The sequence below is a fragment of the Amycolatopsis sp. NPDC049253 genome (genome assembly GCF_040678995.1).
Taxonomy (GTDB): Bacteria; Actinomycetota; Actinomycetes; order Mycobacteriales; family Pseudonocardiaceae; genus Amycolatopsis.
Map to the genome: position 1 here is coordinate 122,300 of NZ_JBFAQX010000021.1, position 13,088 is coordinate 135,387.

General features: G+C 70.6%; 12 protein-coding genes. 5 read left to right on the forward strand and 7 right to left on the reverse strand.

Features of this window, described 5'->3' with window-relative positions:
- Positions 1 to 14 precede the first annotated feature (14 nt).
- On the forward strand, positions 15 to 608 hold the full coding sequence (locus AB0K15_RS34680; RefSeq protein ID WP_364060233.1) for a hypothetical protein: 594 nt from the start codon (positions 15 to 17) through the stop codon (positions 606 to 608).
- 75 nt (positions 609 to 683) lie between these two features.
- Here the strand turns inward: AB0K15_RS34680 and AB0K15_RS34685 are convergent, their stop codons facing one another.
- From AB0K15_RS34685 to AB0K15_RS34705, 5 genes are all read right to left on the reverse strand, one after another.
- Positions 684 to 1,934, reverse strand: a complete 1,251-nt coding sequence (locus AB0K15_RS34685) for a beta-ketoacyl-[acyl-carrier-protein] synthase family protein (protein ID WP_364060236.1) — start codon at positions 1,932 to 1,934, stop codon at positions 684 to 686.
- Positions 1,935 to 1,998: 64 nt separating this feature from the next.
- Positions 1,999 to 2,244: an acyl carrier protein gene (locus AB0K15_RS34690; RefSeq protein WP_004559006.1), complete on the reverse strand. Its 246-nt coding sequence runs from the start codon at positions 2,242 to 2,244 to the stop codon at positions 1,999 to 2,001.
- 71 nt (positions 2,245 to 2,315) lie between these two features.
- Complete coding sequence (locus tag AB0K15_RS34695) at positions 2,316 to 3,299, reverse strand: beta-ketoacyl-ACP synthase III (RefSeq protein ID WP_364060239.1); 984 nt, start codon at positions 3,297 to 3,299, stop codon at positions 2,316 to 2,318.
- Positions 3,296 to 4,219 (reverse strand): ACP S-malonyltransferase, encoded by a 924-nt coding sequence (locus tag AB0K15_RS34700; protein WP_364060241.1) that lies wholly within the window; start codon positions 4,217 to 4,219, stop codon positions 3,296 to 3,298. Before AB0K15_RS34700 ends, AB0K15_RS34695 begins: the two co-directional genes overlap by 4 nt.
- Positions 4,220 to 4,440: 221 nt before the next feature.
- A complete protein-coding gene (locus AB0K15_RS34705; protein ID WP_364060244.1) occupies positions 4,441 to 5,652 on the reverse strand; it encodes a helix-turn-helix domain-containing protein in 1,212 nt (403 codons plus the stop codon).
- A gap of 160 nt (positions 5,653 to 5,812) precedes the next feature.
- Here AB0K15_RS34705 and AB0K15_RS34710 point away from each other — a divergent pair, with 160 nt between their 5' ends.
- From AB0K15_RS34710 to AB0K15_RS34725, 4 genes are all read left to right on the forward strand, one after another.
- Positions 5,813 to 6,736, forward strand: a complete 924-nt coding sequence (locus AB0K15_RS34710; RefSeq protein ID WP_364060246.1) for an ATP-binding cassette domain-containing protein — start codon at positions 5,813 to 5,815, stop codon at positions 6,734 to 6,736.
- Positions 6,733 to 7,947: an ABC transporter permease gene (locus AB0K15_RS34715; RefSeq protein ID WP_364060249.1), complete on the forward strand. Its 1,215-nt coding sequence runs from the start codon at positions 6,733 to 6,735 to the stop codon at positions 7,945 to 7,947. Before AB0K15_RS34710 ends, AB0K15_RS34715 begins: the two co-directional genes overlap by 4 nt.
- A 372-nt stretch (positions 7,948 to 8,319) precedes the next feature.
- Positions 8,320 to 9,174, forward strand: a complete 855-nt coding sequence (locus AB0K15_RS34720; protein ID WP_364060252.1) for a hypothetical protein — start codon at positions 8,320 to 8,322, stop codon at positions 9,172 to 9,174.
- Positions 9,175 to 9,328: 154 nt separating this feature from the next.
- Positions 9,329 to 9,967, forward strand: a complete 639-nt coding sequence (locus AB0K15_RS34725) for a nicotinamide mononucleotide transporter family protein (protein WP_364060255.1) — start codon at positions 9,329 to 9,331, stop codon at positions 9,965 to 9,967.
- On the opposite strand, the gene AB0K15_RS34730 is transcribed toward AB0K15_RS34725, so the two are convergent.
- Complete coding sequence (locus AB0K15_RS34730) at positions 9,948 to 11,561, reverse strand: L-lactate permease (RefSeq protein ID WP_364060258.1); 1,614 nt, start codon at positions 11,559 to 11,561, stop codon at positions 9,948 to 9,950. The two genes, AB0K15_RS34725 and AB0K15_RS34730, sit on opposite strands and share 20 nt — an antisense overlap.
- 247 nt (positions 11,562 to 11,808) lie before the next feature.
- Positions 11,809 to 13,020: an alpha-hydroxy acid oxidase gene (locus tag AB0K15_RS34735; RefSeq protein ID WP_364060261.1), complete on the reverse strand. Its 1,212-nt coding sequence runs from the start codon at positions 13,018 to 13,020 to the stop codon at positions 11,809 to 11,811.
- Positions 13,021 to 13,088: the final 68 nt, after the last annotated feature.

Consider the following 13,088-nt stretch of genomic DNA (forward strand, 5'->3'; position numbering starts at 1 on the left):
GTACCCTCTCGGGGGTGACCGCTCGTCCGCCCGCACCCGCCCGCCAGCGGTGGCTGGTACCCGTCCTCGTCGTGGTGTTGTCGATCACCGTCGGCGGTGGCCTGCTCGCGCGTGAGCTGTACCGCCGCCCGGTCGTCGACACCACCGGCTCCATCGTCCCCACAACGCCGACGCCGGTGGACGAGAAGGACCAGCCCGGCCCCGGTGACGTCAAGGTCACCGACGACGCCGCCCGGCACCCCGAGGGCGAAGCCGTGCGCACCGTGCTGCAGGACTACTTCGACGGCATCAACCACCGCGACTACGACCAATGGGCGCGCTCGGTCAGCAAGACTCGGCTCGCGGACAACCCCCGCACGCAGTGGACGAGTGACTACCGGTCCACGAAGGACGGCAGCATCCTGCTGTACCGCATCGAACCCGGCGCCGGGTCGTCGCTGCGGGTGCTCGTGGGTTTCACCAGCACGCAGTCGTCCAACGAGGCGCCGCAAGGGCTCAAGGAGGGCTGCATCCGCTGGCGCCTGGTGCTGCCGATGATCCTCGAAGGCGGCGGGTACAAGATCGACACCATCACCCCCGGGACCTTGCCCGAACAGGAAAAGTGCTGAACCAACCCACCCCGGACAACGAATCAGGGCCCCTCCCACGACGGGAGGGGCCCTGATTCGTTGTGGTGGAACCGATCAGGCGGCCGGCGTGAACAGCAGGGCGGTGTTGTGGCCGCCGAAGCCGAACGAGTTGCTGAGCGCCGCGGTGAGCTCGACCTTGCGGTTCTCGCCCGACACGACGTCGAGCTGCACCTTCGGGTCGAGGTCGGTGAGGTTCAGCGTGGCGGGCACCACGCCTTCGTAGAGCGCGAGGATCGTGGCGATGCCCTCGACCGCGCCGGCACCGCCGACGAGGTGGCCGAGCGCGCCCTTCGGAGCGGTGACCACGGCGTGGTCGCCCACGGCCTTGAGGATCGCCGCCGCCTCGCCGATGTCACCGACCACAGTGGACGTCGCGTGCGCGTTGACGTGCCCGACGTCCGCCGGGGACACGCCGGCCATGCTCATGGCCGCGCGCATCGCCGCGATCTGCCCGATGCCCTCCGGGTGGTTGCCCGTGATGTGGTAGGCGTCGGACGTGATGCCGTAGCCGGCCAGCTTCGCGTAGATCCGCGCGCCGCGCTCCCGGGCGAGGTCGGCCCGTTCCAGCACGACCACCCCGGCGCCTTCGCCGAGCACGAAGCCGTCGCGGCTGGCGTCGAACGGCCGGGACGCGGCCGCCGGGTCGTCGTTGCGGGTCGACACCGTGCGCGCCTGGGCGAAGCCCGCGAGGGTGATCGGGTGGATGCACGCCTCGGTCCCGCCGGCGACCACGACGTCGGCCCGGCCGGACCGGATCATCTCGTAGCCGGTGGCGATGCCCTCGGCGCCGGAGGCGCAGGCCGAAGCGGGGGAGTGGACCCCCGCCCGCGCCTTGAGGTCGATGCTCACGTGCGCCGCCGGCCCGTTGGGCATCAGCATCGGCACGGTGAGCGGCGACACCTTGCGGAGCCCCTGCTGGTGCAACAGGTCGTTCTGGCTCAGCAGTGTCATCGGGCCACCGACACCGGTGCCGATCGACACGCCGAGGCGTTCCGGCTCGACGTCGGTGTGCTCGTCGGTCTGCTCGGCGAACCCCGCGTCGGCCCAGGCCTGGCGGGCGGCGATGATCGCCACCTGCTCGCACCGGTCCAGCCGGCGGGCCTGGACCCGTGGCAGGACCTCGGACGGATCGACGGCCAGCGTCGCCCCGATCTTCACGGGCAGGCCGAGTTCCTCGACCCAGTCCGCGGTCAGCGGGCGGATGCCGCTGCGGCCGGACAGCAGGCCGTCCCAGGTGGACGCGACGTCCCCGCCGAGGGGCGTGGTCGCCCCCATACCGGTGATCACGACGTCGATGTTGCTCATGGGAGTCTCCCCAAGGTCTCGGCTCCGGACCGGGGAGCATCCCCGGCCCGGGTACGAAGAGGACTTACTTCGAGTTGGCGGACACGTAGTTCACCGCGTCGCCCACGGTCTTCAGGTTGGCGAGCTCGTCGTCCGGGATCTTGACGCCGAACTTGTCCTCGGCCTGCACGGCGATCTCGACCATCGACAGCGAGTCGATGTCCAGGTCGTCCACGAACGACTTCTCGGCGGTGACGTCGTCCTGAGCCACACCGGCCACCTCTTCGACGATCTCGGCGAGGCCGGCGAGGATCTCAGCGTTGTCAGCCATTGGAGTTGTTCCCTTCTCGGTTCTTCTACAGGTCCACCTCGCGGGCACAGCGCCCACGAGGGAAGTATCCATCAGGGGCAGACGAAGGCCTGCCCGGCATACGAGAGCCCGGCGCCGAAACCGATCGCCAGCACGACGTCGCCCGGCTTCGCGGTACCCGCCTTGCGCATGTGGTCCAGCGCCAGGGGGATCGACGCCGACGACGTGTTGCCGGAGTACTTGATGTCGTCGGCCACGATCATGTCCTCGCGCGCGCCGGCGGCGCGCAGCTTCTTCGCGATCGACTCGACGATGCGCAGGTTGGCCTGGTGGGGGATCAGGACGTCCACATCGGACGGCTGCAGCCCCGCGGCCTCCAGCGCGCGCATCGCGATCGGCGCGATCTTCGTGGTCGCCCACCGGAAGACCGACTGGCCCTCCTGGTAGATCCACTTCTCGTCGCGCATGTAGATCAGGTCCACGAGGTCACCCGCGCTGCCCCACACGACCGGGCCGATGCCCGGCTCGTCGGCGCCGCCGACCACCGCGGCGCCCGCGCCGTCGGCGAAGATGATCGCGTTGGCGCGGTCGGTCGGGTCCACCACGTCGGTGAGCTTCTCGGCGCCGATCACGAGTACCTTCTTCGCGGAGCCGGCGCGGATCAGGTCCGACGCCACGCCGAGGCCGTAACAGAAGCCGGCGCAGGCGGCGTTGAGGTCGAAGGCGCCGGGGCTCGGGATGCCGAGCCGAGCGGCGACCTGGCCGGCCGCGTTCGGGATGGGCGTGGGCATCGTGCAGTTCGGCAGGATGACCGTGTCCACTTCGGACGGGTCGACGCCCGCGTCTTCCAGCGCGGCGGTGCCGGCGGCGACGGCGAAGTCGACGAGCAGCTCGTCCTTGTCCCCGAAGCGGCGCTCGATGATACCCACGCGCTCGCGGATCCACTGGTCGTTCGTTTCCATGAGCTGCGAGAGGTCGTCGTTGGTCACGACCCTCTCCGGCTGGTGGCTGCCGACGCCGAGGATCCGGGTGCTGGTGGGGCCCGTGCTCTGGCGCAGGCTGGGACGGTCGGTCACTGGGCGTCCTCCTCGCGCAGCTTCGCCAGCTCGGCCGGCGTCTTCAGCGCGGTGGTTGTGGTGACGACGCCCTTGAGCTGGCGCTTGACCAGGCCGGTCAGCGTGCCCGCGGGCGCGAGTTCGATGGTGCTGCTCACGCCGAGCGACACGAGGCCGTCCATCGTGAGGTCCCAGCGCACGGGCCGGGTGACCTGCGCGATGAGCCGCTGCAGGTACTCGGTGCCGCTGGTGACCACGGTGCCGTCGGCGTTCGACAGCAGCGGGCGCGTGGGGTCGGCCGGGGTGAGGCCGGCGGCGTGCTCGCGAAGGGCTTCTTCCGCCGGCGCCATGTACGGCGTGTGGAAGGCTCCCGCGACCTTGAGCGCACGGATCTTCGTGCCCTCCAGGGGTTCGGCGACGATCCGCTCGATGGCGTCGGCCGCGCCCGAGGCGACGATCTGGCCGGCGCCGTTGCGGTTGGCCGCGGCCAGCCCGCGCTCTTCGAGCCACGCGACGACCTGCTCGGGGTCACCGAGCATCACGGCCGCCATCGACGTCGGCTCCAGCGCGCAGGCCTTGGCCATCTCGGCGCCGCGCACCGCGGCCAGCGCCACGGCGTCGGCCGGGGTCAGCACCCCGGCGATCGCGGCGGCGGCGAGCTCGCCCACGGAGTGTCCGGCCACCGGCGCGTCGTCGGCCACCGGCGCCACCTGCTGCAGGCGCTCGAACGAGAGCAGCGAGAGCGCGACGATCAGCGGCTGCGCGACCGCGGTGTCCTGGATCTCCTCGGCGTCGCCTTCCGTGCCGAGGCGGACGAGGTCGAGCCCGGCGCGGGCGGACCACTCCTCGACGCGCGCGCGTGCACCGTCGGCCTCGAGCCAAGGGGAGAGCATGCCGGGGGCCTGTGAGCCCTGGCCGGGGGAGAGGACTGCTGCTGTCACGTCGTCTATGACACCACGGGCAGGGGTGCGCACCCAGATGCGGGCGGTCACCAAGTCCGTGCGGGGTTATTGGAGGAAACCTCCAAAGACGCGCGGTGGAACCTTGCCCTTAACCCAAATGCCTTGTGGGATTCAACCATCGCTTGCCGTGAAGTCTGTCACGGGACCGGTGCCGCGCGCCGACCGGTCACGCCGAGTCACCGCCGGGGCCGGCACCGGCGTCACCAGAGGCCGCGCGCGCGGGCCAGCCGGCCGACGGTGAGCGCGGCCCGGAGCACGAACGCGTCGCGCGGCTCGGTGGGGTTGCGGCCGGTGAGCTCGGCCGCCTTGCGCAGCCGGTACCGCACGGTGTTGGGGTGCACGAACAACGTTTGCGCGCACCGTTCGAGCACGCCACCGCTCTCGAGGTAGGTCTCCACCGTGCGCTGCAACGCGGGTCCCGCCTCCTCCAGCGGCCGCGCGACGAGCTCCACGAGCAGGCGCTCGGCCTCGGGATCACCCGACAGCGCGCGCTCGGGCAGCAGGTCGTCGGAGCGGACGGGTCGCGGCGCGCCCGGCCAGCCGACCACCGCACGCAGGCCCGAAAGCGCCTCGGCCGCGCTGTGGTGCGCCTCGGCGAGCGACGGCACGGTGGGACCGGCGACCACCGGCCCGTCGGCGAACACCGCGGACATCCGCGAGAGCGTTTCGCGTTCCTTCACGCCGCCTTCGGTCGGGCCGCCGATCACGATCACCAGCCGTGAGCCCTGCACCGACAGCAGCACGGGCCGGCCGACGCGGGCCGCGCGGCTGCGGACCTCGAAAACCACCGTCGGCGGGTCCTCCGAAGGCGGATTGCCCACGATCACGGTCGCGGCCGAGGCGGGGTCCCAGCCGAGCGCGGCCGCGCGCGAGAGCACGGCTTCCTCGGCGTCGCCACGCACGATGCCGTCGACGACGAGCGCTTCCAGCCGCGCGTCCCACGCGCCGCGCGCCTCGGCCGCCGCCGCGTAGGAGTTGGCCGCGGCGAACGCGATCTCCCTGCCGTAGCGCAGGATTCCCTCGATCAGCGCCGCGCGTTCGGTCTCGTTCGCGGCGAACTCGGGCAGCTGCTCCTCGAACTGCTCGATCGCGAGCCGCACCATGCTCACGGCCTGGCGCAGGCTGATGTAGCGCGAGAGCTCGGCGGGCGCGTCGCGGAACGCCTCGGTGGTGAGCTTGAGCGCTTCCTTCGAGTCGCGCAGCCAGTCGACGAACCCCGCCGCCCCCGCCTGCGTGATCAGCAGCACGCTGGCGCGCTGGTCGGCGGGCAGCCGCCCGAACCACACCAGCCGGCGTTCCATCACCGCGACGCTCGCGCTCGCGAGCCGCCCCGAGGCGTGGTCGAGCGAGCGCAGCGTCTTCGCCGACAGCCCGTGGTGCTTGGGGACCCGGCGCCCCGTCGTCTCTGCCATTCGTTCCGATCCTCCGCTGGAATCCTAGTTGGACATTCGATCGGCAACTTTCGGCGGCGGACACGCAACCGGGGGCGCTAGGCACCGTCCGGCGGGATCTCTACGATCCGTAGTCGGTGATGTACGTCACCGCAATCCGACAACAAGGGGGAAAGGGCCGATGCCAGAGCCCGGACTGGAGATCGATGCGATCTCCAAACGCTACGGCACCGTCGTGGCACTGGAGCAGATGACTTTCGACGTGCGCCCCGGCGAGCTGTTCGGCTTCGTCGGCAGCAACGGCGCGGGCAAGACCACCACGATGCGCATCGCGCTCGGGGTGCTCAGCGCGGACGCGGGCCAGGTGCGCTTCGCGGGGTCGCCGATCACGCACGAGACCCGGCGGCACATCGGGTACATGCCGGAAGAGCGTGGTTTGTACCCGAAGATGAAAGTGGGTGAGCAGCTGACGTACCTCGCGCGGCTGCACGGGATGTCGGCGGCCGACGCGAAGGCGTCGACCGAGCGCTGGACCGAACGCCTCGGTGTGGCCGCCCGCCGTGACGACGAGGTGGAGAAGCTCAGCCTCGGCAACCAGCAGCGTGTGCAGCTCGCGGCCGCGCTGGTGCACGAACCGCGCATCCTCGTGCTGGACGAACCGTTCTCAGGCCTGGACCCGGTCGCGGTCGACGTGATGAGCAAGGTGCTCAAGGAGAAGGCGGCCGACGGCGTGCCCGTCGTGTTCTCCAGCCACCAGCTGGATCTGGTGGAGCGCCTGTGCGACCGCATCGGGATCGTCCGCAGTGGACGGATGGAGGCGATGGGCACCGTCTCGCAGCTGCGGGCCGGCGGCGCCGTGCGGCTGCTCGTCGACGCGCCCCAGGCGGCCGACGGCTGGGCCGTGAACCTGCCCGGCGTCACGGTGCTGGGCCGCGACGGTGCGGTGACCGAGCTCGAGCTGGCCGACGGTGCCGACGACCAGGTCGTGCTGCGCGCGGCGCTGGCGAGCGGGCCGGTGCGCGAGTTCGCGCGGAAGCTCCCGTCGCTCACCGATCTGTTCCGTTCCGTCGTCACCGAGCACCACCACGAGGAGGCGGCGGCATGAGCACGCCCGACGTCCGCATGAGCCCGCTGTCCGGAGTCGGCCTGGTCGCCTCGCGCGAGATCAGCACGCGGCTGAGGTCGAAGGCCTACCGGATCAGCACGCTCGTGCTGCTCGTCCTCATCGTCGCCGGGATCGTGGTGCTGAAGCTCGTGGGCGGCAGCAGCGGTCCCGACGCGACCCTCGGCTACGTGCCGGCGGCGGCACCGCTGTCGGCGCCGCTGACGGCGATCGGGAATTCCGTGGGGCAGGACATCGCCACGCAGCCCATCGCCGACGAGCAGGCCGGGATCGCGAAGCTGAAGGACGGTTCGATCGACGCGCTGCTGGTCCAGGGCGCGGACCGGGTCCACGTGCAGGTCGAGAAGGACCTCGACGGGAACCTCAAGAACGTGCTCACCGTGCTCGCGGGCCGCGTCGCGCAGAACTCGGAGATCCTCGCGCAGCACGGGGATCCGGCGAAGGTGGACGCCGCCGTCGCGAGCGCGAGCGTCGACGAGCTGCCGCCGCTGGAGAAGCCGTACGACTACGACAGCCAGCAGCTCGTGCTCGGCATCATCGCGGGCATCCTCATCTACATGTCGCTTCTGCTCAACGGCCAGTCCGTGGCGCAGGGCGTGGTCGAGGAGAAGACCTCGCGCGTGGTCGAGCTGCTGCTGTCCACCATCAAGCCGTGGCAGCTGATGGCGGGCAAGGTGCTCGGCATCGGCACGGTCGGGTTGATCCAGATGCTCCTGATCGGCGTCGTCGGCATCGGTGCGGGCCTGGGGACGGGGGTGCTCACCATCTCGGTGTCCGCGGCCGTCGGCACCGTCATCTGGCTGGTGGTGTGGTACCTGCTCGGGTTCTTCATGTATTCGATCGTGTTCGCCGCGCTCGGCGCGCTCGTGTCGCGGCAGGAGGACGTGAGCGGCGCCGTGTCGCCGGCGCTGATGCTGGTGATCGCCGGGTACGTGGTGGGCATCTCGGTGCTGCCCTCGGACCCGTCGAACAAGTTCGCCGAGATCCTTTCCGTGATCCCGGTCTTCGCGCCGACGCTGATGCCGATGCGGCTCGCCATGGGCGGCGTGCCCGTGTGGGAAGCGGTGGTGTCGGTGGGACTCGTGGTGCTGCTGATTCCGCTTTTGATCTGGCTGGCCGCGCGGATCTACCGCAACGCCGTGATGCGCACCGGTGCGAAGGTGAAACTGCGCGACGCGCTGCGCGCGGCCTGAGTGTCCGTTCGGTGAACACGTGTCGTCGCTCTGCGACCTGAAGGCCGCCGAAACCTTGACGGGTGCCGAAAGCCCTGAAGGGTCCGGCGAAACCTGAAGCGTATTCACAGGGCGACGACGCGAACACCCGCTGAATACGCCCGGTGTAATACCCCGCAAATGCTCGAGGCCGCCCGGCGCTTGCGGTTTACGCTGCGCCGGACGGCCTCGTCTCCCCGGTCCCCACCGGTAGTACAAGTATGGCCGTGATTGATCTTCCGGCGCCAGTCGTCTCACTCGATCGTGGTGCAACGCACTCCCGCTGGCTGGGTACCTGATCATCGACCCGCTGCAACGGCCCGCAGCCGGGAATCCACGACGAAGGGAGCCAGCGTGGGTGAGCAACTCAAGGACGGACTCGGACAGGCCTGGAATCTGGTGGCCACGTTCGTCCCGAAACTCGTCGGTTTTCTGATCATCCTGCTGATCGGCTGGCTGATCGCGAAAGCGGTGTCCAAAGCGCTGTCACTGGTGCTCGGAAAACTCGGATTCTCTCGGCTCGTCGAGAAGACGGGGCTGACCGGAATGATGAAGCAGGCGAATGTCGACGCCACCGGCATCCTCGTGAAACTGGTCTACTACTTCATTCTGCTGATCGCGCTGCAGCTGGCCTTCGGCGTGTTCGGTGAGTCGAATCCGGTCAGCCAGCTGCTCAACGACATCATCGCGTTCCTGCCGCGGATCGTGGTGGCGCTGGTGCTGATCGTCGTGGCGGCGGCCATCGCGAAGGTCGTGCGCGACGTCGTGACCTCGGCGATGTCCACGCGGCCGGCGGGCCGGCTGCTCGGCACCGTCGCCTACTGGCTGATCATGGCGTTCGGCATCATCGCCGCGCTGGGCCAGGTCAACATCGCCACCGCCATCACCGGCCCGGTGCTCATCACGGTGCTGGCGACCATCGGCGGGGTGATCGTGGTCGGCTTCGGCGGCGGTCTCATCAAGCCCGCCCAGGACCGCTGGGGCGGCTGGCTCACCAGCCTGCAGGGCCAGCTGAGCTCGGGCAACGGCGGTGGTCAGCGCCAGGTCGGCGGCCGGCCGCAGGCCCAGACCACGCAGGCCCAGACCACGCAGACGGCACAGACGCAGACCGCGCAGACCCGCACGCAGCCCGTTCAGCCGGGAAACGGCCACCAGGCCGTGAACGACACCCCGACCCCGCCGGTCGGGTTCAACCGCGTCGATCGCTGATCCCGGCGCGGTTCGGCCAGGCCCGGTGCATCGGGAGGGCACCGGGCCTGTCCGCGTGCTGGGACGGTGTCGCCCGCCTCACACCCCGGGGAATCCCGCGCCCGGCCGGGGTGTTGGCGCCAGAGTCACACGGGGGACGAGAAAGGGTGCGGACGTGGACTTCCTGCTGCAGCACGGTGTCACGGTGTTCGGCCAGTGGATCTCGATCGCGGAGCTCGCGGGGCAGGTGCTCGCGCTCGCGGTCGTGTTCCTCGCCGACCGGCGGACGCTGTGGACCTGGCCCGTGCAGGTCGGCGCGACGATCCTGCTGTTCTCCGTCTACGTTTCCGCGCACCTGGGCGGCCTGGCCAGCCGGCAGGTCGCGATCCTCGCGATCTCGCTCTACGGCTGGTGGGCGTGGCGCCGCCGCACCGACCCCGTCAACGGCGTGGTCGTGCGCACGGGCCGCCCCGCCGAGCGCTGGGCGATGGCCGGTGCGTTCGCCGTGGGCACCGTGGTGATGGCGCTGGTGCTGCAGGCGCTGAACGCGTCGTGGGCGCCCTGGCCGGACGCCGCGATCTTCGTCGGCACGCTCGTCGCCTTCGGCGCGCAGGGCGCGGGGCTGGTCGAGTTCTGGGGTGTGTGGCTGGTGGTCGACGCGATCGGCGTGCCGCTGCAGATCTCGTCGGGCCTGTACTTCTCCGCCGCGATCTACGTGGTGTTCGCGGTGCTGGTCGTGCACGGCTGGTGGAACTGGAACCGCTCGGCCAAACGCGTGGCCGCGCACCGGGCGGTCACGGCAGCATCCAGCTGAGCACCGGGGTGCTCTGCCCGAACACGATCAGGCACATCACCAGCAGCAGCCCGACGCTCCACGGCAGCACCTTGCGCAACAGCTTGCCCTCTTCGCCCGGCAGGTTGGCCGCGACGCACGCGATGGTGAGGTTCTGCGGCGAGATCATCTTGCCCAGCACGCCGCCGGAGCTGTTCGCCGCGGCCAGCAGGTCCGCGCGCAGGCCCGTCTGGTGCGCGGCCGTGACCTGCAGCGCGCCGAACAACGCGTTGGCTGACGTGTCCGAACCCGAGACGGCGACGCCGAACCAGCCGAGCACGGGGGAGAGGAACGCGAGCCCCGCGCCGGCCGCGGCGATGAACGTGCCGATGGTGCTCGTCTGGCCGGACAGGTTCATCACGTAGGCCAGCGCGAGCACCCCGGTCACGGTGACGATCGCGAACCGCAGCTCCTGCACCGTCGCCAGCCACTCCCGCCCGGCCGTGCCCGCCGCGACCTTCAGCGCCACGAGCGTGAGCAGCCCGGCGATGAGCACGAGCGTGCCGCCGGTGTTGAGGAACGGCAGCGAGAACGTGTTGCCGGACACGGCTTTGCCGTCCGGGCCGTGCACGTCGAGGCCGGGCCAGTGGAACTTCCACGTGGCCGCGTCGAGCAGCTTCTTGATCGGCGGCACCTGGGCGAGCGAGAAGATCACGATGATCAACGCGTACGGCAGGTAGGCTCGCACGACCTCGCCGCGCTCGTCCGGCCGGTCGAGGGTCGCGGTGCGGGATCCGGTGAGCACCTGCGCGCGGACCTCGGCGGGCACCGGGCGGCGCGTCATCGGCAGCGCCACGAGCGCCGCGGCGCCGGCCAGGGCCGCGCCGATGTCGGCCAGCTGCGGGGAGACGAAGTTCGAGGCGAGGAACTGCACCACGCCGAACGCGATGCCGCACACCAGGGCCGGCACCCACGTCTCGCGCAGGCCGCGCTTCCCGTCGACGATGATCACCAGCAGCAGCGGCACGAACAGGGCCAGCAACGGCGTCTGCCGCCCGACGATCGACGACACCTGCTCCAGCGGCAGCCCGGTCACCTGCGCGAGCGTGACCACGGGCGTGCCCATCGCGCCGAACGCCACCGGCGCGGTGTTCGCGACCAGCGCCACCACGGCGGCCTTGCCCGGCCCGAACCCGACGGCCACCAGCATCACCGCGCTGATCGCCACGGGCGCGCCGAAGCCGGCCAGCGCCTCCATCAGCGCGCCGAAGCAGAAGGCGATGATCAGCGCCTGCAGCCGCGGGTCGTCGGAGATCCGGCCGAACGAGCGGCGCAGCACGTCGAAGTGCCCCGTGTGCACGGTGATCCGGTAGATCCACAGCGCGTTGACCACGATCCACAGGATCGGGAACAGCCCGAACGCCGCCCCTTGCAGCGCACCGGAGATCGCTTGTCCCACGGGCATCCCGTACGCGGCGATGCCGACCACGAGCGCCACGACGAGCCCGATCAACGCGGCGTGGTGGGCCTTGGTCCGGACCACTCCCAGCAGCACCAGCACCACGGCCAGTGGCACCACCGCGACGAGCGCCGAAAGCCCGAGACCACCGAGCGGAGCCAGGTCCTGCACGAACACGCCGACCTCCCGGGGGGACCGCCGTTTCCGGATCGCGGAAACAGCCTTTCACGAGGTGGCTGAGATACTCGTCACAGACCCACCGGTACGTCAACCCGGTGTCGCACGTCTGGACCAATGTCGGAAAAGGGCATTGGGTGCGTTGGGCGCACCGAACGTGGCATTCGGGCCCCCGCCGCCCTCAATGGAGGCGCTGTGCGCCAGGCCGCATTCAGGGCGCCGAACGCCACTTCGGGGCGGCAGCAGGTCAGCGCAGGGTCACGTGCGAAGGCCGCAGGTCCTCGACGCGGCGCACGCCCAGCAGCTGCATGGTCCGGATCATCTCGGTGCGCAGGATGTCCACGCAGCGCTGCACGCCGCGCTCGCCGCCGGCCATCAGGCCGTAGAGGAACGCGCGGCCGACGAGCACGAAGTCGGCACCCCGCGCGATCGCGGCCACGATGTCGCCGCCGGAGAGAATGCCGGTGTCGACCCAGACCTCGGCGGTGCCCTGGATCTCGTCGAGCACCGCGGGCAGCAGCTCCAGCGGCGTCGGCGCGCGGTCGAGCTGGCGGCCGCCGTGGTTGGACAGGACCACGCCGTCGGCGCCGTGTTTCACCACGTCCCGCGCGTCGGCCACGTTCTGCACGCCCTTGACTACGAGCTTGCCGGGCCAGGTGCGGCGCACCCAGTCGAGGTCGTCGAAGTCGAGTGTCGGGTCGAAGAGCTGGGCCAGCAGCTCGGCCACGGTGCCGTCGAAGTGGTTCAGCGACGCGAAGTTCAGCGGCTCGGTGGTGAGCAGGTTGAACCACCACGCGGGGTGCATCGCGCCGTCGGCGAACGTCTTGAGCGTGAGCGCCGGCGGGATGGTGAGCCCGTTGCGCACGTCGCGCATCCGCGCGCCGGCCACCGGGGTGTCGACGGTGAGCAGGAGCGTGTCGTAGCCGTTCTCCCACGCGCGATTCATCAGATCTTCACCGGCGCCGTGGTCGCGCCACACGTAGAGCTGGAACCACTTGCGCGCCTCCGGGGCCGCCGCGGCGAGGTCCTCGATGGACGTCGTCGCCATGGTCGAGAGGGCCATCGGGATGCCGTTGCGCTGCGCCACACGGCCCACGGCGCTCTCGCCCTCGTGCTGCATCATGCGCGTGAACCCGGTGGGTGCGAAGCCGAACGGCAGTGCCGACGTCTTGCCGAGCACGGTCCGCGTGGTGTCCACATCGGACACTCCGCGCAGCACGTTGGGGTGGAACTCCACGCGCCGGTACGCCTGCCGGGCGCGCAGCAGGCTGTCTTCCAGCTCCGCGGCGCCGTCGGTGTAGTCGAACGCGGCGCGCGGCGTGCGCTTGCGCCCGATCATCCGCAGGTCGGAGATCGTGTGGGCGTTGGACAGGCGCCGCTCGGTCGGGTTGAGCACGATCGGCTTCGGCCGCAGGATCTGCTTCAGTTCGCTCGGCCGCGGCAGACGACGCTGGGTCACGCTCGATCACCCTTCCTCAGGCGCTGGGTACCTCAAGACTGAGATACATCCGATGTCTAGCTTAGTGG

What these genes read in the sequence shown, in the direction of transcription:
- AB0K15_RS34690 (WP_004559006.1), bottom strand. Translation starts at nt 2,244, where the DNA reads ATGGCTGACAACGCTGAGATCCTCGCCGGCCTCGCCGAGATCGTCGAA.
- AB0K15_RS34705 (WP_364060244.1), bottom strand. Translation starts at nt 5,652, where the DNA reads ATGGCAGAGACGACGGGGCGCCGGGTCCCCAAGCACCACGGGCTGTCG.
- AB0K15_RS34685 (WP_364060236.1), bottom strand. Translation starts at nt 1,934, where the DNA reads ATGAGCAACATCGACGTCGTGATCACCGGTATGGGGGCGACCACGCCC.
- AB0K15_RS34710 (WP_364060246.1), top strand. Translation starts at nt 5,813, where the DNA reads ATGCCAGAGCCCGGACTGGAGATCGATGCGATCTCCAAACGCTACGGC.
- AB0K15_RS34715 (WP_364060249.1), top strand. Translation starts at nt 6,733, where the DNA reads ATGAGCACGCCCGACGTCCGCATGAGCCCGCTGTCCGGAGTCGGCCTG.